Annotated in this window: 20 protein-coding genes and 3 pseudogenes; 16 read left to right on the forward strand and 7 right to left on the reverse strand. The window is 59.9% G+C overall.

The genetic code is table 11. The features are described from left to right. The first annotated feature begins 123 nt into the window (after positions 1-123). The 5 genes from FHT85_RS28030 (at position 124) to FHT85_RS28050 (ending at position 3377) form a co-directional block, all read left to right on the forward strand. Positions 124-519, forward strand: a complete 396-nt coding sequence (locus FHT85_RS28030) for a DUF1236 domain-containing protein (RefSeq protein ID WP_112339137.1) — start codon at positions 124-126, stop codon at positions 517-519. Between the two features lie 261 nt (positions 520-780). After that, entirely contained in the window at positions 781-1155 is a 375-nt protein-coding gene (locus FHT85_RS28035; RefSeq protein WP_112413118.1) for a GFA family protein, read from the forward strand. 160 nt (positions 1156-1315) lie between these two features. Continuing rightward, complete coding sequence (locus FHT85_RS28040; protein WP_112413119.1) at positions 1316-2065, forward strand: helix-turn-helix domain-containing protein; 750 nt, start codon at positions 1316-1318, stop codon at positions 2063-2065. Positions 2066-2179: 114 nt separating this feature from the next. Further along, positions 2180-2902, forward strand: a complete 723-nt coding sequence (locus tag FHT85_RS28045) for a haloacid dehalogenase type II (protein ID WP_112413120.1) — start codon at positions 2180-2182, stop codon at positions 2900-2902. 148 nt (positions 2903-3050) lie between these two features. Continuing rightward, the gene (locus FHT85_RS28050; protein WP_162701036.1) at positions 3051-3377 is read left to right on the forward strand and encodes a YrdB family protein; all 327 of its coding nucleotides are present in this window, start codon (positions 3051-3053) and stop codon (positions 3375-3377) included. 69 nt (positions 3378-3446) lie between these two features. Here FHT85_RS28050 and FHT85_RS28055 read toward each other — a convergent pair whose 3' ends face one another. Then, a complete protein-coding gene (locus tag FHT85_RS28055; protein WP_183774645.1) occupies positions 3447-3782 on the reverse strand; it encodes a hypothetical protein in 336 nt (111 codons plus the stop codon). 15 nt (positions 3783-3797) lie between these two features. Here FHT85_RS28055 and FHT85_RS30720 point away from each other — a divergent pair. Next, positions 3798-4112: pseudogene (locus FHT85_RS30720) on the forward strand (cation:proton antiporter); the annotation flags it as partial. Positions 4113-4372: 260 nt separating this feature from the next. On the opposite strand, the gene FHT85_RS28065 reads toward FHT85_RS30720, so the two are convergent. Together FHT85_RS28065 and FHT85_RS28070 are read right to left on the reverse strand one after the other, a co-directional pair. Further along, complete coding sequence (locus tag FHT85_RS28065; protein WP_112413123.1) at positions 4373-5341, reverse strand: alpha/beta fold hydrolase; 969 nt, start codon at positions 5339-5341, stop codon at positions 4373-4375. A 96-nt stretch (positions 5342-5437) separates the two neighbouring features. After that, the gene (locus tag FHT85_RS28070) at positions 5438-6124 is read right to left on the reverse strand and encodes a glutathione S-transferase family protein (RefSeq protein WP_112413124.1); all 687 of its coding nucleotides are present in this window, start codon (positions 6122-6124) and stop codon (positions 5438-5440) included. A 104-nt stretch (positions 6125-6228) separates the two neighbouring features. Between FHT85_RS28070 and FHT85_RS28075 the strand changes: the two genes are divergently transcribed. Continuing rightward, entirely contained in the window at positions 6229-6804 is a 576-nt protein-coding gene (locus FHT85_RS28075; RefSeq protein WP_112401086.1) for a TetR/AcrR family transcriptional regulator, read from the forward strand. Between the two features lie 449 nt (positions 6805-7253). Next, positions 7254-7409: pseudogene (locus FHT85_RS28080) on the forward strand (encapsulin); the annotation flags it as partial. Between the two features lie 72 nt (positions 7410-7481). Here the strand turns inward: FHT85_RS28080 and FHT85_RS28085 are convergent. From FHT85_RS28085 to FHT85_RS28100, 4 genes are read right to left on the reverse strand one after another with little or no spacing between them, the layout of a single operon-like run. Then, positions 7482-8030, reverse strand: coding sequence for a sarcosine oxidase subunit gamma (locus FHT85_RS28085; protein WP_112413125.1), 549 nt, complete (start codon positions 8028-8030; stop codon positions 7482-7484). Continuing rightward, the gene (locus FHT85_RS28090) at positions 8023-10956 is read right to left on the reverse strand and encodes a sarcosine oxidase subunit alpha family protein (protein ID WP_112413126.1); all 2934 of its coding nucleotides are present in this window, start codon (positions 10954-10956) and stop codon (positions 8023-8025) included. Before FHT85_RS28090 ends, FHT85_RS28085 begins: the two co-directional genes overlap by 8 nt. After that, positions 10953-11231 (reverse strand): sarcosine oxidase subunit delta, encoded by a 279-nt coding sequence (locus tag FHT85_RS28095; RefSeq protein ID WP_112413127.1) that lies wholly within the window; start codon positions 11229-11231, stop codon positions 10953-10955. Before FHT85_RS28095 ends, FHT85_RS28090 begins: the two co-directional genes overlap by 4 nt. Before the next feature lie 12 nt (positions 11232-11243). Then, positions 11244-12494, reverse strand: a complete 1251-nt coding sequence (locus FHT85_RS28100; protein ID WP_112413128.1) for a sarcosine oxidase subunit beta family protein — start codon at positions 12492-12494, stop codon at positions 11244-11246. Positions 12495-12582: 88 nt separating this feature from the next. Here FHT85_RS28100 and FHT85_RS28105 point away from each other — a divergent pair, with 88 nt between their 5' ends. From FHT85_RS28105 to FHT85_RS28140, 8 genes and pseudogenes are all read left to right on the forward strand, one after another. Further along, complete coding sequence (locus FHT85_RS28105; RefSeq protein ID WP_112413129.1) at positions 12583-13542, forward strand: GlxA family transcriptional regulator; 960 nt, start codon at positions 12583-12585, stop codon at positions 13540-13542. 77 nt (positions 13543-13619) lie between these two features. Further along, positions 13620-14303, forward strand: coding sequence for a helix-turn-helix domain-containing protein (locus FHT85_RS28110; RefSeq protein ID WP_015343856.1), 684 nt, complete (start codon positions 13620-13622; stop codon positions 14301-14303). A 92-nt stretch (positions 14304-14395) separates the two neighbouring features. Beyond that, entirely contained in the window at positions 14396-15304 is a 909-nt protein-coding gene (locus FHT85_RS28115; RefSeq protein WP_112339152.1) for a class II glutamine amidotransferase, read from the forward strand. A gap of 31 nt (positions 15305-15335) precedes the next feature. Further along, positions 15336-16022, forward strand: coding sequence for a GXGXG domain-containing protein (locus FHT85_RS28120; RefSeq protein ID WP_112339153.1), 687 nt, complete (start codon positions 15336-15338; stop codon positions 16020-16022). Positions 16023-16037: 15 nt separating this feature from the next. Continuing rightward, on the forward strand, positions 16038-17366 hold the full coding sequence (locus FHT85_RS28125; protein ID WP_112413130.1) for an FMN-binding glutamate synthase family protein: 1329 nt from the start codon (positions 16038-16040) through the stop codon (positions 17364-17366). Positions 17367-17443: 77 nt separating this feature from the next. Next, positions 17444-18751 carry a type III glutamate--ammonia ligase gene (gene glnT, locus FHT85_RS28130; protein WP_112339155.1) on the forward strand — a complete coding sequence of 436 codons (1308 nt, stop codon included), beginning with the start codon at positions 17444-17446 and terminating at the stop codon, positions 18749-18751. A gap of 98 nt (positions 18752-18849) precedes the next feature. Further along, positions 18850-19734, forward strand: a complete 885-nt coding sequence (purU, locus tag FHT85_RS28135) for a formyltetrahydrofolate deformylase (protein WP_113233871.1) — start codon at positions 18850-18852, stop codon at positions 19732-19734. 3 nt (positions 19735-19737) lie between these two features. Then, positions 19738-19871 (forward strand): annotated as a pseudogene (locus tag FHT85_RS28140) (bifunctional methylenetetrahydrofolate dehydrogenase/methenyltetrahydrofolate cyclohydrolase); the annotation flags it as partial.

Below are 19871 nucleotides of genomic sequence, written 5' to 3' on the forward strand. Positions count from 1 at the left end.
ATCACGAAGTTTGTCGCAGGCGGCTAACTCGTGATGGCTTCGGATGGTAACCGAAGAGGAACATTCTATTGGCTCAGTAATTCTCCTTTCAGCTCACAAGAGCTGGAATTAAAGGAGAATGCTATGAAAACGAGACTTGTCGTTTCAATGGCCGCCTTCGGCCTTCTGGCCGGTTCGGCCTTCGCCCAGTCTTCCACCGTAACCGGCGCCGCAGGCGGTGCGGTGACCGGAGCAGTAGTAGGCGGCCCTGTCGGCGCCGCAGTCGGAGGTGTCGCCGGTGCGATTGCTGGCACCGCGATCGATCCACCGCCAGAGAAAGTAGTCACATACGTTCAGGAACAACCCCTGCCTCCATCCGAGGCAGTCGTCCAGGACCAGATCGTTGTCGGCCGCGCGCTCCCAGAGACGGTTGTCGTCACACCGGTCCCGGACAACCCGACCTATGCCTACGCTGTCGTGAACCACAAACGTATCATTGTTCAACCGAAGACGCGCACGGTTGTCCGCATCCTTGAATAATGCCGAAAGGGTGGCCCTAAGGATCGGGAAAGGCAGAAAAGGACCGAGGCCATCTTCTTGAAGATTGGCTTATGTCTGATCGGAGACCTTTCCCGACCATGAGAGTGCGCTCGCGGCTACCAAATTTGCTGCAGCCCGCCAGTCACAGGGCGGTGAGGATGCAGAAATCAGCTATCAGCTGTCTGACCGGCGCTGGCAGACGGAGCATGTCAGCGCTGGGCAAGGCCCGATCACGAATGTCAGCGATGATGAGGACATACCATGACGGAATCGACCGGATCGTGCCGGTGCGGGCAAGTGCGTCTGACGGTGCGCGGGGCGCCGCTTCATATCGGCATTTGCCATTGTACAGATTGCCGACAGGAAAGCGGATCCGCCTTCACGTATTTCGGGCTGTGGCCGGTAAGTGAATTTCACTATGAAGGCGAGACAAGCGAGTTTGCTGGACGGGAGTTTTGCCCGCGCTGCGGTTCGCGCGTCTTTGCCATGGGTAATAACGAGGTTGAGATCAAACTCGGGATCCTGAGCGAGGCGCCCACGCGTCTCCGCCCCACCTATGAGCTGTGGACCAAACGGCGGGAACCCTGGCTTTCTCCGATCGAGGGAGCGGAACAGCACGAGGAGGATCGGCGATGAGCAGCGCATGATGGTTGGTTACTATGTTTGCTGCTCCCGCCGTCGGCTCGCGGGCATGAGCAGATATGCCAGAACTTCGCGAAAATTAACATCGCGCGCGAAAACGGGTATGCCCAGCTGATTCATAAGCGCAAGACTGGGTTGCCTGGGAGCAAGAGCCGTGGACATCAATCTCGAGACAAGACAGTATCATAGTCGCGGTTATCATTATCACGACCATATCCAGGTGCTATTTCCGTTGCGGGGCGCGATGAAGATCTCCATCGACGCGGGATCGGGCGTTATTGCAGGCGGCTCAGTCGCTGTCATTTCGACGGGGTGTTACCATGACTTCGTCCCAAGTGCGGACTGCAGTCTGTTGGTCGTAGATCTCAAACTCCACGAAAGCGATGCGGAACAAGCACCGGTTCTACTGACCAGAGGTTGCCCTTTGGTCTCGCGCATGGAGCCCTGGCTTTGGCGAATCTTCCGCCAGATCGGCATAGAGGTCAATGCGGATGGGCATCGCGCTCAAGATGCAGCCATGTTGGCGCTAACCGGACTGCATCTTATCCGTCCGGCCTCGGCCCCTAAGACAAAATCAAAAGCATCGAACAGAATAGAGCGGCTGGCGGCCGACCTTGGAACAGGCGGCGGCAAAACAAATATCAGCGCTATGGCGCGCGAGGCCGGCATTAGCCAAAGCCATTTCCATGCATTGTTCAGGGCGACGTTCGGCAGTTCTCCGAGACAGTATGATATTGAGCGGCGACTTGATGTAGCGATGGAGTGCCTGATCGCCACCAATAACACTATAGCGGAAATTGCCTATGCGGCAGGTTATGAGAATGTTTCTGCGTTCAACCGCATATTCAAGCGTCGCCTTGGGATTTCACCAGGCGAATTTCGTCTGACTGGTCGCGTGGACTGAGGCTCGGCTAAATGTCGTAGCTTTGGCATAGTCTTCCAGATTCCAGGCTCATCTCTTCTGGCACAGCAAGCGCTAGTGTAGCGCAACGAAGATCCGCGCGAGAGGATGAACGACATGGATCTGACCTGCTTTAAGGCCCTTTCTTTTGATGTTTACGGTACGCTGATTGACTGGGAGAGCGGCATCTGGAACGCCCTGCAGCCGTTGTTGAGCACGGGAAGTCGCGAAATCGGGCGCGAGGAGGCGCTGAAAGCTTACGGGGAGATTGAGACGGCGCAGGAGGCTGAGACGCCGTCCTTGCACTACGTCACGCTCTTGTCGGTCGTGCACGCAAGGCTTGCTCGGCACTGGGGCTTAACTGTCCACTCCGACCTACATGAGCGCTTCGGCGCCTCGGTACCTGATTGGCCAGCGTTCCCTGATTCTGCTGAGGCACTCGCCTATCTGAAGCAGCACTATCATCTGGTTGTGCTTTCCAATGTGGATCGCAAGAGCTTTGAGGCTTCGAACCGTAAGCTCGGTGTTTCCTTTGATGCCGTCTACACCGCAGAGGACATTGGGAGCTATAAACCGGATCCGAAGAATTTCCATTTCCTTTTCTCGCGGCTGCAGCAGGATCTAGGCGTTCTAAAGAATGAGCTTTTGCATGTGGCGCAGAGTTTATATCACGACCATGCGCCGGCCGTGCAAATGGACCTGACCAGTGTATGGATTGACAGGCGATTTGGTAAGGCGGGCCAAGGGGCGACGAAAATCCTCGACAATCCTCCGAAAGTTGCTGGTCACTTCCGTTCGCTGTCGGAGTTTGCGGCTGCACACCGAGCCGCAATCGGGTAAAGGCACTCGCTGTGCCGATCGTGCTGTGTGGCCACATAAAGCCTCAGGACTTCGAGTAAAAACTGCTATTCGGATATCGTTCGAGTTTCTTAGTGGCCTTGGGCTTCTTCAAAAATGAATGAGCACAGCTCTACAGCTGGGAGGGAAGATGAAAGCGATAGCACTTAGCATCAGATTTGCGCTCGAGCTTTGTATACTCGCTTCGCTAGCGGCGTTGGCCGCACATCTTGCCGTACCGATCATGGCACAAGTGTTGTTGGGGTTTGGGCTGTGCGCAGCAGTTGCCATTTTTTGGGGTAAATTTCTTTCCCCGAAACGGAGATACGAGGTTGGCCCGGCCGGCCGGCTCGTTCTCGAAGCTGGCATTTTCTTGATCACAGCCTCGATTTTGAATCACCTCGGTTGGCCAACGCTGGCGATCGCGCTGGTCGTCGTCGCAGCTGCCAATCGGATTGCCCTTGCGCTCATTCCATGATTGGGCGCCATCCAGACATGACAACGCCCATCAACTGATTGGACGAGTGTCATGCTGCCCGACGAGCGGTTAAGTCTGTAAAGTAAGGGACAATCGCGTGGAAGCCATTGCTGTCAGCCTTGTTCTGATCGCCCTTGTCGTTGCCAGCAGCATTCTGGCGAGAATGTCGCCGCTGCGCCTTCCTATTCCTTTCGCGCAGATCTTGCTCGGGGCCGTCGCCGCGCTCGCGTTTGATTTTCGCGTGGAGCTTGATGCGCCGACATTCCTTCTGTTTCTCGCGCCCTGCTCTTTCTTGACGGCTGGCGAACGCCCAAGGAGGGCCTTCTGCGCGATCAGGGCACGATCGCCGCCCTCGCTTTCGGTCTGGTGTTTTTCACGGTTCTTGGCGCAGGCGCTTTCATCCATTAGATGATCCCGCCTATGCCTTTGCCCGTCGTATTCGCTCTCGCGTCGGCCATTTCGCCCGCAGACGCGGTCGCCGTGTCTGCCATCGTGAGCCGTTTACCCGTTGCAAAGCGCCTGATCCACATCCTGGAGGGAGAGTCGCTTCTGAACGACGCTTCCGGTCTGGTTTGCATGCGCTTCGCGATCGCCGCCGCCACGACGGGCACGTTCTCACCGCCGGAAGCATCGACAACGTTTGTCTGGATCGGAAGCATAGGAGCCACGATCGGTAAAGCCATGACTCCTCTGGCGACGACGGGAAAGGACTGGATATCACGGCGTTTCGGGGAGGAAACCCGATCGCAGATCCTCATCAGCCTGTTGATCCCCTTCGCCGCATACATGCAGGCGAAACGGGGAGCGACAAATGCGCTGGACACCGATCGCCGCTCATCGGGTTCTTCAAGTCCAAGCAGCCGTCGCGGAAGGCCGTCTCAAACAGGCAAAGCTCGACCTCGCGGCCTAACCCCCAGCTTTTTCCCGCTCCCCTGATCGATCGTACGCAAAGGCCGGGGCGTGGCTATGACCAGCCCCCGGCCTTTCGCACGCCATCAGCCGCGAAGGAACGCAAGCAGGTCGGCGTTCAAGCGGTCCTTGCCGACATGCAGCAATCCATGCGAGCCGCCTTCGTAGACAATGAGCTTTGCACGCGGAACGAGCTCAGCGGTCGGTTTCGCGGAGATCTCCAGCGGGACGATCTGATCATCGCTACCGTGGACTATCAGTGCGGGGACGGTGATCTTCCTGAGGTCGTCGCGGAAATCGGTCTCCGAGAAGGCGCCAAGCGCGTGGTAGGCGGCTAGAAAGCCGGTTGCCTGCCCCTGCCGCCAGTAGCTTTCCCGCAGGCCTTCCGAGACATGCGCCCCGGGCCGGTTGAAGCTGTAGTACGGCATGGTGACGTCGAGATTCCACTGCGACCTGTTTGCCTGGACGGCAGCGCGGAAGCTGTCGAATAACTCCTTCGGCGCACCGGTCGGGTTGGTTGCGGTCTTGAGCAGGAACGGTGTCACCGACGACACGAAGGCGACCTTGGCAACGCGGTTCTGGCCATGGCGCGCGACATAGCGTGCGACCTCGCCACCGCCCATCGAGTGACCGACAAAGGTTGCCTCGCGCAGATCGAGCGCCTCGACCAATTGGGCCAAGTCGTCGGCAAAGGTATCGTAGTCGTAGCCGCCGGATGGCTGGCTCGAGCGGCCAAAACCCCGACGGTCGTGGGCGATGACGCGATAGCCGTTTTGTAGCAGGAAGAACATCTGATCCTCCCAGGCATCGGATGAGAGCGGATAGCCGTGGCTGAACACCACGGCCGGACCGGTGCCCCAGTCCTTATAGTAGAGGCTGGTGCCGTCTTTCGTGATAAGGCGATCACCGGTTGGCTTGCCGGCACGGTTTGAGGAGGGGGTCTTTGCATCCGCCGGATTGGCGCCGGCTCTGGCTGCAAGTCCGACGCCAGCGATGGCGACCCCTTTCAGCAGGTTGCGCCGCGAAGCGCTGTCGGGTGTTGAGATCGTGGACATGAGGAAACTCCGTGATAATTGCCGCCCTGGGACGGCGTGATCGCAAATGTGGATGGGAGTGTCGGCGCGACGTTCAAGCCGCTTTTGCGCGGGGAATTAGAAGCCGAGCCTGCGCAGGTCCTCAGAGACGAACATCTGGCCGCTGCGATTTTTGACGCTCGGCAGTTCAGAGACCTTCGCGCGCCAGGACTTCAGGGCGGAATGATCTTCAGGGATGGAAATGCCGGCGGCATCCGCAAACATCAGTCCGGCAAACACAGTGATGTCGGCCATTGAGAACGCATCGCCGGCAACGAAAGGATGGTCCTGCAGTACCGTGTCGAAATACCCCATGCCGGCGAGCGCCTTGTCGCGCTGGCGGTTGCCCCAGTCCTGACGGCCGGCCCATTCAGGGCTCTTGAATACTTGCAACGCGTCCCCGAGGCCAGGCGTTGCGTGGTGGAAATAGTTGCCAACGGCGTCGAGCAGCTCGGTCTCGGCCCGCTTCTGCATCATGTGGATGACGGCTTTTTCCTTTGGCGTCTTGCCGGTGAGCCGCGGATCGCCGTCAAGATTGTCGAGATATTCGGTGATGGCGGTAGCTTCACTGATGTAGGTGCCGTCCTCGAGCTGGAGCACCGGCAGCACGCCGGAAGGGTTCTTTTCGAGGAAAGCGGGCTGCTTATGTTCGGCGGCGATGAGGTCGACGGAGACGAACTCGAACTGTGGTTCAAGACCCTTCTCGGCGAGCACGATGCGAATGCGGGCGGGATTGGGAAAGCCGGGGCGATCGAAGATTTTCATGAGAGATCCCTTTGTCTGTCTATCGATAGATAGGTTGCGACCTCCAAATAACTCTTCCCTTTTGCGGCGTCAACAACTATCTATCGAGTGATAGGTACGGATCGATGATGGCTAGGACAAAAACGGATATGCGCGAGGCGGTCATGACCGCCGCAAGAGCGACGGTGCAGTCGCATGGCTACAATGCGCTCAGCTTTCGCGAGCTGGCGAAAGAGGTCGGGATCAAAAGCGCCAGCGTGCACTACCACTTTCCGACCAAGGGCGACCTCGGCGCAGCGTTGGCGCGTCGCTATACCGAGGAAGGGGCTGCCTATCTGGCGGAGCTGCTGGCGACGCCCGAAGACGCGACCTGGTGCATGGACAGATATACCGAGATCTTTCGCTCTGCTCTCGCCAACGACAATCGTATGTGCCTGTGCGGCATCATGAGCGCGGAACTTGACGATCTTCCCACGGAGGTTCGGACGGAGGTCGACAAATTCGCCGCCATGAACGTCGGTTGGCTGGCCAAGGTGCTCTCGCGGGCCAGGCCTTCCGCACGAGACCAGGACCTGCAGGAGCACGCGATGGCGATCTTCGCAGCCATCGAGGGGGCCCAACTGATCGCGCGCGGTTGCCGGGATATTGGCATCTATGACCGAACAATCCGGGCCTATCGGGCGACTGGTTTTATCCCGTGATAGGTGCTTGTGAATCACGATCAAGAAGCGGTTGCCCCAGACGCCTTGATCGCTGCGATAACTTGTTCTCGCATTGTGGTACTATGTTCCCGCTTCCCAAATCTTATTTGCCATCACATTGCCACGTACGCCTCAATTCGCCGAGGCGTGATCGGTACACACAACTTCCTGAATGAATGGAGATAGAAGCGCAGCTTTTGGCGAGCCAAGAAATCGACGTTCCTTGACGGTCATAATCGCCCATCTGGAATGTTCACGTTTGATGGGTTGAAAGGAACTATCAGCTGCCAGCGATGTCGGAAGGGCGAATTCGGGACCTATTTCATCGGCTACCCCCATCGGCGGCGCGTATGGAACAGATGCTCGTCAATATGTTCGTCGGCCGACCACCGGGAATGAAAATACGGACGGCTCCCTCGGGATCGGTTCCTTAAAGAAAGAGGTTTGACATGGACAATCCTCACAGGAAACTCGCTCCGATCTCGAACAAGGCCTGGGAGCAGATCGAGGGAGAGGCGAGAAGGACGCGCAAGCGTCACCTGGCCGCACGGCGTGTGGTGGATGTCGACGGTCCGAAGGGCGCCGAATTTTCAGCCGCCAGCACCGGGCACCTTAAGCAGATTGCAGGCTTGGGTAGGGGCGCCTCCGTCTTTTCGCGTGCATCAAAAGCGGATGCTTCACGAGTTGCGCCGAATGCCAGCCCCTTGGGAAACGACCAGCGTTTCGAGTTCTTCATACAGCGATTCCGCAAAGCTGCGCAGGACAGTCAATTCGAAATCCTCCATGCCCAGGCGCGTGAGCTGCACGGAGATATGCCCGAAGAGCGTCATGACGCTGCTTCCCTCCGGGAAGTTCGCTGGATGCAGGTCGACAGCAGTCCCCCTGTTGAGCATCCGGGCAGCACGCGATCCTGAGATGCGGATACGGATGCGCCCGTGGCTTTGATCGAAGATGAAAGCTCTGCCCGCTAGAGCGTCCGCAAGCGCCCGCTCTTGGGAGCCGGCGAGCTGTTCGCTGCCAGCGATGAACCATTGCCGGTATCCGGCTGGACGCACGGAGCTGTCCTCGAAGCCGGCTGCTGCAAGATGCGCCGCAAGCTCTTCGCTCGTGGTGGCGCCCATTACCTGCAGCAGATGACCCTCAGGTAAGGCTTCAAGCCGGATGGTCTCGCCTTGTAGAACGGACTTGCCGGCGAGGACCGGCTTGGACGTTGGCAAATCAGGCATGGAGTTTCTCGTTCTGAGGGTCGATGAAGACGGGGCTGCAGATCACCGCATCCGTGTATTCGTTTCTGAGGCCATTCCAGACGACGATCTTTTCGCCGATACGCTCCGGCCCATTCTTGATGAGCGCGAGCCCGATCGTATGGCCGAGGTTGGGGGAAAAGGCGCTCGAGGTGACATAGCCCTGATCGTTTTCGAGCGTTGCGGCAGCACCTTCCGCCAGAATATGCGCACCGGTGCGGAAGCTGGTCGCAGGGTTCACCGGTTTGACACCGACGAGGCGAGGCCGGTCGGCCGCCTGCAGGCCTTCGCGCGCGAGCATCGCTTTGCCGATGAAATCGGGTTTCGTGGTCGAAACCATGCGACCAAAGCCAAGATCGCCTGGTGTTACCGTGCCATTGATCTCCGCATGGGTGACGTGGCCCTTCTCGATGCGCATGACGCCGAGCGCTTCGGCTCCATAGGCGCAGATACCATGCTTCTCGCCTGCTTGCATGATGGCGTCGGCAACGAACTCGCCATAGGCCGCGGGCACGCCAAGCTCATAGGCGAGCTCGCCGGAAAAGGAGATGCGGAAGAGCCGACCCTTGAGTTTGCCGCCGAACAGAGAGACGGCGCGCGCGCCCATGAAGGGGAAAGCCGCGTCGGAAATGTCCTCGTCGATGATCTCGGACAGGATCGCCCGCGATTTCGGGCCGGCGACCGCCATCTGCGCCCATTGATCGGTCGACGACGCAAAATAGACCTCCAGCTCGGGCCAGAGCGTCTGGGCGCAGAACTCCAGATGGGTGAGCACGCCCGCGGCAAGCGCTGTCGTCGTGGTCATGAAGAAATGGTCTTCGCTCAACCGGCTGGTGGTACCGTCATCATAGATCATGCCATCTTCGCGCAGCATGATACCGTAGCGCGCCTTGCCGACGGACAGCTTGGCGAAGCCGTTGCAATAGATGCGGTCGAGGAAGGTCGCCGCATCCTTGCCGAGGATCTCGATCTTGCCGAGGGTCGAGACATCGCAGATGCCGGCATTTTTCCGGATATTCAGCACTTCGCGATCGACACTTTCGCGCCAGGTCTTCTCGCCGTCACGCGGGAACCAGGAGGAGCGGTACCAGAGGCCGGTTTCGACGAAGACTGCGCCATTCTTCTTTGCCCATTCATGCAAGGGGGATTTGCGCGCCGGTTGAAAGTGCTTAGCCCGCGAAGTACCCGTCAGGGCGCCGAAGGAAACAGGGGTATAAAATGGTCGGAACGTCGTAGTCCCGACCTCGGCCGGCGAGATGCCGCGGGCCTCGGCCAGAATGCCGATGGCGTTGATGTTGGAAAGCTTGCCCTGGTCGGTCGCCATGCCGTTGGTCGTGTAGCGTTTGGCGAGCTCGACATCGCCATAACCTTCGCGCACGGCAAGCCCCAGATCTTTCAGGTTCACGTCGTTCTGGTAATCGACGAAGGCTTTGCCTTTGCTCCCTTTGACATGCCAGAGCCGCGCGGCAACAGTCGGTACTTCTTCTTCTGCTGAAGCAAAGGCGGGCACGACCTTGCCAAAGCCGATGGTTTCCAGCGCCTCGGCAGCTTTGATTGCTCCGTCGCCAAGGCAGCTATCCGTGGAGGCAAGGCCGGATGCCGAGCCGGCAATCAGCAAACCCTCCTGTCTTTCGGGCGCGAGGAAGGCTGCATGCCGTTCGGACCATACCGGCCTTGTGCCGCGATGGCAGGCAAGATGGATGATCGGGCTCCAGCCGCCGGACATGGCCAAAGCGTCCGCATCGATCTCCTGAGTGCCCGAACCGCTGGCAATCTTGACCCCGCGAACCTGCTTGGTTCCCACCGCATCGAGGACGCAAGCACCGGTCAGCACCCGCGCCTTCCCGCCCCAGTGTTCACCTGCGGCGCGCGTATCGACGATGGCGACCACGTCGACGCCCGCTGCCTCGAGGTCGGCGGCGGTCCGGTAGCCGGAACTGTTGGTCGTGAAGACCACGGTGCGCTTACCGGGAGCGACAGCTTGACGGTTCAGATAGCTGCGCATGGCGCCAGCCATCATCACGCCTGGAATATCGTTGCCGCCAAAGACAAGCGGCCGTTCCTCGGCGCCGGTCGCGAGGATCGCCTGCTTGGCGATGATGCGCCACAGGCGTTCGACCGGCTGGCGCGGGTCGGGCGCTGCCACATGCTTCTGAACGCGTTCGACCGCGCCGAAGACATTGTCGTCGTACCACCCAATAACCGTCGTGCGCGGCAGGCATTGCACGTTCGGCAGGCCGTCGAGTTCGTCCAACATGTCCTTGAGGGACGAGCTATGCTCCAAGAGCAAACTGCCGCCGAGAGCAAAGCCTTCATCCGCGAGAATGACGCGCGCTCCGGCGCGTCCCGCCGTCAGCGCCGCGGCAAGGCCCGCAGGCCCAGCGCCGATGACGAGCAGATCGCAATGCGCCCAGCATTTCTCGTAGGAATCGGGATCGACCTCATAAGAGGCCTTGCCGAGACCGGCGGCCTTGCGGATCAGCGGCTCGTAGACCTTTTCCCAGAAGGCGGCCGGCCACATGAAGGTCTTGTAGTAGAAGCCGGCGCTGAGGAAGGGCGACAGCAGCCCGTTGACGGCACCGAAATCGAAGGCGAGAGAGGGCCAGCGGTTTTGGCTGCGCGCCGTGAGCCCATCATAAAGCTCGATCATCGTGGCGCGGCTGTTGGCCTCGGTACGGCCGCCTGTGCCGGTCGTGACAAGCGCATTGGGTTCGGCGGCACCAGCCGTCAGGATTCCGCGCGGCCGATGATATTTGAAGCTGCGGCCAACAAGCTGGATGCCGTTGGCGAGGAGGGCTGAGGCAAGCGTGTCGCCGGGATGGCCCGCCAGGTTCCTGCCGTCGAAGCTGAAGGCAATGGTTTTGGAGCGGTCGATCCGACCGCCGGAGAAAAGGCGATAGCTGCTCATGCGTCGCCTCCAAGCTTGATAAGCGCCGCATCGCTGACGCCATGGACCTTGTGTGTGACGGTGTCGCGCTCGACGATCAGCCAGCGGCGGCAGCCCGAGGAATGGTGCCAATATTCCTTATGAAGTCCCTTTGGATTGTTGCGCAGGTAGACGTAATCATACCAGTCTTCGGTGCCGGCATCGGCTTTCGGGCGGATAAGGTTTGCATCCCCCTTGATGGTGAATTCTTCCTTGGGACGTGTGCCGCAGTGAGGGCAGGAAATCAGGCTTGCCATGTCGTCATGTCCTCAATGCAGGTTCGGCTGGGCGCCGACGCCCTTTTCATCGATCTGATAGCCACGCCGGAATCGGTCGAGGCGCAGCTGTGTCGCCGTTTCATGCGGCTCGTTGCGGGCGATCAAATGCGCGTAGCAATAGCCTGATGCCGGCGTGGCCTTGAAGCCGCCGTAGCACCAGCCGGCGTTCAGATAGAGATTGTCGATATGGGTCCGGTCGATGATCGGGGAGCCGTCCATGCTCATGTCCATGACGCCGCCCCATGTGCGTAGATAGCGCACGCGGGTCAGTGCCGGGATCATCGCCACACCGGCTTCGGCAACATGCTCAACGGTCGCGAGGTTGCCGCGCTGGGCATAGGAATTATAGCCGTCGATATCGCCGCCGAAGACAAGGCCACCCTTGTCGGATTGCGAGACATAGAAATGCCCGGCGCCGAAGGTAACGACGCAATCGATGAACGGCTTCAGGCCTTCGGAGACGAACGCCTGCAGCACATGACTTTCGATCGGCAAACGCAGACCCGCCATATCGGCGACGATAGTGGAATTACCGGCTGCCGCCAGTGCCAGCTTGCCGCAACCGATGAATCCCTTCGTCGTCTCGACACCCGTGACGCGGCCCTGGTCGGTGCGGATGCCTGTGACTTCACAGCCGGTGATGATGTCGACGCCACGGCTATCGGCTCCGCGGGCATAGCCCCAGGCGACTGCGTCGTGGCGCACCGTGCCGCCGCGCTGCTGCAACAGGCCGCCCATGATCGGGAATCGTGCGTTTTCGAAATCGAGAAAAGGCAGCTTTTTACGGACGGCTTCGCGATCGAGCAATTCGGCATCGACGCCGTGCAGGCGCATGGCATTGCCGCGGCGAGTGTAGGCATCGCGCTGCGCATCCGAATGGAAGAGATTGAGCACGCCGCGCTGCGAGACCATGGCGTTGAAATTGAAATCCTGCTCGAGCCCTTCCCAGAGCTTCATCGACAGCTCGTAAAAGGGATTGTTGCCGGGCAGCAGGTAATTGGAGCGAATGATCGTGGTGTTGCGGCCAATATTGCCCGAGCCGAGATAGCCCTTTTCCAGAACGGCGACATTGGTGATGCCGAAGGTCTTGGCCAGATAATAGGCGGTCGCCAGTCCATGGCCGCCGCCACCGACGATGATGACGTCATAATGTGGCTTCGGTTGCGGCTGGCGCCAGGCGGGCGCCCAGCCAGTATTGCCGCGTAGGCCGTTGAGGAAAACAGAGAAAGCCGAATAGCGCATGGTCAGGTCCGCTGTGAATTGCGCTCATGATGACAGAGTGGCAAATGCCGACTTGCCCAATTAGGACCTCTTTCGATAGAAAAGGGACATGGCTCCAATCGACGCAAGAAATAGTCAGTCCATCGGCTTTGTCCTGATCCCGGGATTCGCGCTGATGTCCTATGCTTCTGCGAGCGAGCCGCTGCGGGCGGCCAATCTTCTGGCCGGGCGTGAAATCTATCGATTGTCGATCTTTTCGCCGGACGGCACTCCGGCGGTATCGTCGGGCGGCGTGCCGGTGCCGGCCGAGCATCTTCCAGGTCGCGGATCCGGTCTTGGCACGGTCTTCGTCTGCGCCGGCGGCTCGCCACGCGATTGGCATTACCCTTCGGTGCTTGCCTGCCTGCGCCAGCTCGCACGCGAGGGCGTGCGCATCGGCGGGATTTCCGGCGGTCCTTATCTGCTTGCCGCCGCCGGGCTTTTGGCTGAGCGCGATTTCACGATTCATTGGGAGCATGCGCCAGCCCTGCTCGAAGCCTTTCCGGCGCTTACGCCGCGCCAAGCGCGCTTCGTCATCGACGGCAATCGTATCACCTGTGGCGGCGGCATTGCGCCGCTCGACATGATGCATGTACTGATATCAGAGCGCATGGGCGCCGATTTTGCCCGGCGCGTCAGCGATTGGTATCTGCATACGGAGGTGGGTGAGCCGACTGCGCCGCAACGCGGCTCGCTCGCCGAGCGCTATGGCGTCCATCACCCAAGTCTGCTGAGCGTGCTCGAAAAAATGGAGGAAACGATCGAGATGCCCCTCGACCGTGCCGCCATGGCGCGGATTGCCGGCGTCACGCCGCGTCATCTCGACCGGCTGTTTGCCGCTCATCTCGGCTCGACGTTTCTCGATCAATATCGGCGAATACGGCTGCAGCATGCCCGGCGGCTCCTGGAGCAGAGCCCGCTTTCGATTTCCGAAATCGCCATCGCCACCGGCTTTTCAAGCGGCGCGCATTTTGCCCGGGCCTATCGCTCTCTTTATGGGATTGCGCCCGGTGATACCCGTCACGCGTGATTTTCGCCGCAGTTGAGAAAATTTCACTCGGAGGATAGGATCGCCGTAGCAAGCCCTGCCGGCAAAAAGGATCATAAATGAAAACCAAGGCAGACAAGATATCGGCCGACGACCAATCCCATGGCGGGCGGTCAGCTTTCTCACAAAATCCGCATGCGGTGCGCGAGCCGAAGGAAAACAATCTCGAGATGGCGATCGGCCACGAGGTCCGTGCCTATCGCAAGAAGCTTGGCATCACGGTGACGGATCTTGCCGCCGCGACGGGTATCTCGCTCGGCATGCTGTCGAAGATCGAAAACGGCAATATCTCGCCGTCGCTGACGACGCTGCAATCGCTGTCGCGCGCACTCGGCGTGCCGCTGACAGCTTTCTTCCGTCGTTACGAAGAGCCGCGCAATGCTGTCTTCGTCAAGGCTGGCCAGGGCGTCGAACTCGAACGCCGCGGCACGCGTGCCGGCCATCAATATAATGTGCTCGGCCATATCGACAACAATTCGAGCGGCGTCATCGTAGAGCCCTATCTCATTACGCTGACGGCCGATTCCGATGTCTTTCCGACATTCCAGCACGAGGGCATGGAGTTCCTCTATATGCTCGAGGGCGAGGTGATGTACCGTCATGGCGACCAGCTCTATCCCATGCAGCCCGGCGACAGCCTCTTCTTCGATGCGGATGCGCCGCATGGACCGGAAGTGTTGGTGAAACTGCCGGCGAAATACCTGTCGATCATCAGCTATCCACAGCGGGGTAAGACTGATTAACTTGCCTAAAAAGAAAAATTTATTCTTTTGAGTTGAAAAACCGCATTGGACCTGATAGCCATTTTGCAGATGCGAAAACGGAGGGTTTGGGCATGTGTGGAATTGTCGGTCTCTTCTTGAAGGATAAGGCGCTGGAGCCGAAACTTGGCGCGCTTCTGTCCTCCATGCTGATCACGATGACCGATCGCGGACCTGATAGCGCGGGCATTGCGATCTACGGCAACGATAACGGCAACACGGCGAAGATAACCGTCCAATCAGCCGATCCGGCCAAGGATTTCGACGGTCTGGAATATGAACTCCGGCGCGCGCTCGACGTCCCGGTATCCGTCGTGGTCAAGAGCACGCATGCGGTCATCACTCTTGCCAAGGACAAGCTCGACGAGGGTAGAGTAGCACTGGCGGCTCTGCGCCCGAATATCCGGGTCATGAGCAGCGGCGATACCGTCGAGATCTACAAGGAAGTCGGCCTGCCGAAGGATGTAGTCTCACGCTTTGGCGTCGCTGCCATGTCCGGCACGCATGGCATCGGTCATACCCGTATGGCGACCGAGTCGGCTGTCACGACGCTTGGCGCGCATCCCTTCTCGACAGGTTCGGACCAGTGCCTGGTTCACAACGGGTCGCTCTCGAACCACAACAACCTGCGTCGCGAGCTTAAGCGCGTCGGCATGACCTTCGAGACGGAAAACGATACCGAGGTCGCGGCCGCCTATCTGACGGCCGAAATGGCAAAGGGCAAGGATCTCGGCGCGGCATTGGAAGGCGCTGTCGACGATCTCGACGGCTTCTTCACCTTCGTCGTCGGCACCAAGTCCGGTTTCGGCGTCGTTCGCGATCCCATCGCCTGCAAGCCGGCCGTTATGGCCGAGACCGACCAATATGTCGCCTTTGGCTCCGAATATCGCGCGCTCGTCAATCTGCCTGGCATCGAGGATGCCCGCATCTGGGAGCCGGAGCCGGCGACCGTCTATTTCTGGGATCACGAAAAGGCTGCCTGATCAGACGCGCCGCAATCGAGAGAGATCTTACATGCCAGTTTTCGACCTATCCGTCACACCGCTACGCGAACTCAACAGCGCACTTCATGGCCTTCCCCCGGGCGCCAACGATCTAGCCTTCGAAGTCGTCAACCCACGCGGCCATCATGCTGTCGCCGCCGGTATCGATGCGCCCGTCACCGTCGATATAAGGGGTTCGGTTGGCTACTATTGTGCCGGCATGAACGACGGTGGTAACGTCACGGTGCATGGCTCCGCCGGTCCCGGCGTCGCCGAGAACATGATGTCCGGCAGCGTCGTCATCGAAGGCGATGCCAGCCAGTATGCCGGCGCGACCGGCCGCGGCGGCTTGCTTGTCATCAAGGGCAATGCGGCGTCGCGCTGCGGCATCTCGATGAAGGGCATCGACATCGTCGTCTACGGTAATATCGGCCATATGTCCGCCTTCATGGGGCAGTCCGGCCATCTGGTCGTGCTGGGCGATGCAGGCGATGCGCTAGGTGACAGCCTCTATGAAGCCAAGCTTTTTGTCCGCGGTTCAGTGCAAAGTCTCGGTTCGGACTGCATCGAAAAGGAAATGCGCCCGGAGCATCTGGAGAAGCTTGCCGAGCTTCTCGAGAAGGCCGGCGTGCGCGGCGTCAAGCCCGAGGAATTCAAGCGCTACGGATCGGCCCGCAAGCTCTATAATTTCAATATCGACAATGCCGACGCGTACTAAGGCGAAGGGGACCTCATGAGCTACCACAATCCATATACGCCACCCCGCAAGTCGGCGACCTTCGACGATCATACGCTCGCTGAAATCCGCCGTGCGGCAGCGACCGGCATCTACGATATCCGCGGCGCCGGCACGAAGCGCAAGGTGCCGCATTTCGATGATCTGCTCTTTCTCGGCGCTTCGATCTCGCGCTATCCGCTCGAAGGCTATCGCGAAAGATGCGACACGACCGTCGTGCTCGGCAGCCGTTTTGCCAAAAAGCCGATCACGCTGAAAACCCCGATCACCATCGCAGGCATGAGCTTCGGTGCTCTTTCGGGCAATGCCAAGGAAGCGCTCGGCCGCGGCGCCACGCTTGCCGGCACGTCGACGACGACAGGCGACGGCGGCATGACGGACGAAGAGCGCGGCCATTCGCAGACGCTGGTTTATCAGTATCTTCCATCGCGCTACGGCATGAACCCTAGGGATCTTCGCCGCGCCGATGCGATCGAAGTCGTGGTCGGACAGGGGGCCAAGCCTGGCGGCGGCGGCATGCTGCTCGGCCAGAAGATTTCCGATCGTGTCGCCAACATGCGCAACCTTCCGAAGGGCATCGATCAGCGCTCGGCCTGCCGCCATCCGGACTGGACCGGGCCGGACGATCTCGAAATCAAGATCATGGAGCTGCGCGAGATCACCGACTGGGAAAAGCCGATCTATGTGAAGGTCGGCGGCGCACGCCCCTATTACGATACCGCTCTTGCCGTGAAGGCCGGTGCCGATGTCGTCGTGCTTGACGGCATGCAGGGCGGCACCGCCGCGACGCAGGACGTCTTCATCGAGAATGTCGGCATGCCGACGCTCGCCTGTATCCGCCCCGCCGTCCAGGCGCTGCAGGATCTCGGCATGCACCGTAAGGTGCAGCTGATCATCTCCGGCGGCATTCGCTCTGGGGCTGATGTGGCGAAGGCGCTCGCACTCGGCGCTGATGCGGTTGCCATCGGCACGGCGGCGCTGGTTGCGCTCGGTGACAACGATCCCAAGTGGGAAGAAGAGTACCAGAAGCTCGGCACGACGGCCGGCGCCTATGACGACTGGCACGAGGGCAAGGACCCGGCAGGCATCACGACCCAGGATCCGGAGCTCGCAAGCCGGCTCGATCCGATTGCTGCGGGCCGACGTCTTGCCAATTATCTCAAGGTGATGACGCTGGAGGCGCAGACGATCGCGCGCGCTTGCGGCAAAAATCACCTGCACAATCTGGAACCTGAGGACCTCTGTGCGCTGACGATGGAAGCTGCCGCTATGGCGCAGATTCCGCTCGCCGGCACCAACTGGTATCCGGGCAAGGGAGGCTTTTAAGATTTCGGCCGGGCTACGAGGCCCGGCCGCTGCATGCATCATCGAAGTGTCTCGAAGAAATCCAAAGGGGAACGAGAATGACACTGGATCTTGCTGCCTTTGCAAAGGACAAAGGCATCAAATATTTCATGATCAGTTATACGGATCTTTTTTCCGGCCAGCGTGCCAAGCTGGTGCCGGCGCAGGCAATTGCCGGAATGCAGGAAGAGGGCGCCGGCTTTGCTGGTTTTGCCACCTGGCTCGACATGACGCCCGCCCATCCCGATCTTTTCGCCGTACCTGATGCTTCCTCCGTCATCCAGCTCCCATGGAAGAAGGATGTTGCCTGGGTCGCGGCCGATTGCATGATGGAGGGCGAACTCGTCGGCCAAGCGCCGCGAAACGTGCTGAAGAAGCTCGTGAAAGAAGCGGAAGCCGCTGGCAAGCGCGTCAAGACGGGCGTCGAGGCTGAATTCTTCCTGATCACAGCCGATGGCGCCAAGATATCGGATGAATACGATACCGCAGAAAAGCCTTGCTACGACCAGCAGGCCGTCATGCGCCGCTATGACGTCATCTCCGAGATCTGCGACTATATGCTTGAGCTCGGCTGGGGTGCGTACCAAAACGACCACGAGGACGCCAACGGCCAGTTCGAGATGAACTGGGAATTCGACGATGCCTTGAAGACGGCGGACAAGCACTCCTTCTTCAAGTTCATGGTCAAGTCGATCGCCGAGAAGCACGGGCTTCGCGCCACCTTCATGCCGAAGCCCTTCAAGGGCCTCACCGGCAATGGCTGCCATTGCCATATCTCCGTGTGGAGCAACGACGGCAAGACCAACGTCTTTGCCGACAGGGAAGCTGAATTCGGCCTGTCGGCCGAGGGCAAGCATTTCCTCGGCGGCATCATGAAACATGCTTCTTCGCTGGCGGCGATCACCAACCCGACGGTCAATTCCTACAAGCGCATCAATGCGCCGCGCACGACCTCCGGCGCCACCTGGTCTCCCAATACCGTGACGTGGACCGGCAACAACCGCACCCACATGGTGCGCGTGCCGGGTCCCGGCCGCTTCGAGCTGCGCCTGCCCGATGGTGCCGTCAATCCTTACCTGCTGCAGGCTGTCATCATCGCTGCCGGCCTGGATGGCCTGCGCAGCAACGCCGATCCGGGACCGCATCACGATATCGACATGTATGCGGAAGGCCATCTCGTGAAGAATGCACCGCGCCTGCCGCTCAATCTGCTCGATGCGCTGCGGGCCTATGATGAGGACGAGGGGTTGAAGCAGGCGATCGGCTCGGAATTCTCCGAGGCCTATCTGAAGCTCAAGCATCAGGAATGGAACGCCTACTGCTCGCATTTCACGCAGTGGGAGCGCGACAGCACGCTCGATATCTGAGTGCGCAGCGACAAGATGCCCTTAAGGGCTCAGGTGCCGGGGCGCGAGCCCCGGCACGACAGCGGAATTTTGGCCGCGGACGGCGGAGGAAAATCAGCATGACGAGCTATGTATTGACAGTTGCGTGCAAATCGACGCGCGGGATCGTTGCGGCGATCTCGAACTATCTGGCCGGGCAGGGCTGCAACATCGTCGACTCCAGCCAGTTCGACGATCTCGACACCGGCATGTTCTTCATGCGCGTCTCCTTCATCTCGGAAGAAGGTGTCGGTGGACCGGCGCTGGCCGAAGGCTTCAAGCCGATCGCCGAGAAGTTCGCCATGGACGTCGAGATCCACGATGCCAAGAAGCGCATGAAGGTGCTGCTGATGGTGTCGCGCTTCGGCCATTGCCTCAACGACCTGCTCTACCGCTGGAAGATCGGTGCCCTGCCGATCGACATCGTCGGCGTCATCTCCAACCATTTCGATTACCAGAAGGTGGTGGTCAATCATGACATCCCCTTCCACCATATTCCGGTGACCAAGGCCAACAAGCCGGAGGCGGAAGCCCGGATCATGGATGTGGTCGAGCAGACCGGCACCGAACTGATCGTGCTGGCGCGCTACATGCAGATCCTGTCGGATTCCATGTGCCAGAAGATGTCGGGCCGGATCATCAACATCCACCATTCCTTCCTGCCGTCGTTCAAGGGCGCGAACCCCTACAAGCAGGCCTATGAGCGCGGGGTGAAGCTGATCGGTGCGACGGCGCATTATGTAACGGCCGATCTCGACGAGGGTCCGATCATCGAGCAGGACACGGCGCGCATCACGCATGCGCAGTCGGCCGAGGATTATGTCTCGATCGGCCGCGATGTGGAGAGCCAGGTTCTCGCCCGCGCTATCCATGCCCATATCCACTATCGCACCTTCCTCAACGGCAACCGCACCGTCGTCTTCCCGGCAAGCCCGGGTTCCTATGCTTCCGAGCGCATGGGGTGAGTGATGGCACCCGCAACAGTGATCGACGGGAAGAAGGCAGCCGCTTCGGTGATCGAAGCCGTGAAGGCTGCGGCGGCGGGACTTGAGACCGAGGCCGGTGTGAAGACCGGACTTGCGGTCGTCATCGTCGGTGATGA

The sequence above is a fragment of the Rhizobium sp. BK312 genome, assembly GCF_014193605.1.
Classification (GTDB): Bacteria; Pseudomonadota; Alphaproteobacteria; order Rhizobiales; family Rhizobiaceae; genus Rhizobium.

Coding starts and splice junctions, on each gene's coding strand:
- FHT85_RS28090 (WP_112413126.1), bottom strand. CDS start 10,956: ATGAGCAGCTATCGCCTTTTCTCCGGCGGTCGGATCGACCGCTCCAAA.
- FHT85_RS28070 (WP_112413124.1), bottom strand. CDS start 6,124: ATGAAAATCTTCGATCGCCCCGGCTTTCCCAATCCCGCCCGCATTCGC.
- purU (WP_113233871.1), top strand. CDS start 18,850: ATGACGAGCTATGTATTGACAGTTGCGTGCAAATCGACGCGCGGGATC.
- FHT85_RS28095 (WP_112413127.1), bottom strand. CDS start 11,231: ATGGCAAGCCTGATTTCCTGCCCTCACTGCGGCACACGTCCCAAGGAA.
- FHT85_RS28065 (WP_112413123.1), bottom strand. CDS start 5,341: ATGTCCACGATCTCAACACCCGACAGCGCTTCGCGGCGCAACCTGCTG.
- FHT85_RS28045 (WP_112413120.1), top strand. CDS start 2,180: ATGGATCTGACCTGCTTTAAGGCCCTTTCTTTTGATGTTTACGGTACG.
- FHT85_RS28085 (WP_112413125.1), bottom strand. CDS start 8,030: ATGCCTGATTTGCCAACGTCCAAGCCGGTCCTCGCCGGCAAGTCCGTT.
- FHT85_RS28050 (WP_162701036.1), top strand. CDS start 3,051: ATGAAAGCGATAGCACTTAGCATCAGATTTGCGCTCGAGCTTTGTATA.
- FHT85_RS28035 (WP_112413118.1), top strand. CDS start 781: ATGACGGAATCGACCGGATCGTGCCGGTGCGGGCAAGTGCGTCTGACG.
- FHT85_RS28125 (WP_112413130.1), top strand. CDS start 16,038: ATGAGCTACCACAATCCATATACGCCACCCCGCAAGTCGGCGACCTTC.
- FHT85_RS28030 (WP_112339137.1), top strand. CDS start 124: ATGAAAACGAGACTTGTCGTTTCAATGGCCGCCTTCGGCCTTCTGGCC.
- glnT (WP_112339155.1), top strand. CDS start 17,444: ATGACACTGGATCTTGCTGCCTTTGCAAAGGACAAAGGCATCAAATAT.
- FHT85_RS28055 (WP_183774645.1), bottom strand. CDS start 3,782: ATGGATGAAAGCGCCTGCGCCAAGAACCGTGAAAAACACCAGACCGAA.
- FHT85_RS28075 (WP_112401086.1), top strand. CDS start 6,229: ATGATGGCTAGGACAAAAACGGATATGCGCGAGGCGGTCATGACCGCC.
- FHT85_RS28120 (WP_112339153.1), top strand. CDS start 15,336: ATGCCAGTTTTCGACCTATCCGTCACACCGCTACGCGAACTCAACAGC.
- FHT85_RS28105 (WP_112413129.1), top strand. CDS start 12,583: ATGGCTCCAATCGACGCAAGAAATAGTCAGTCCATCGGCTTTGTCCTG.
- FHT85_RS28115 (WP_112339152.1), top strand. CDS start 14,396: ATGTGTGGAATTGTCGGTCTCTTCTTGAAGGATAAGGCGCTGGAGCCG.
- FHT85_RS28100 (WP_112413128.1), bottom strand. CDS start 12,494: ATGCGCTATTCGGCTTTCTCTGTTTTCCTCAACGGCCTACGCGGCAAT.
- FHT85_RS28110 (WP_015343856.1), top strand. CDS start 13,620: ATGAAAACCAAGGCAGACAAGATATCGGCCGACGACCAATCCCATGGC.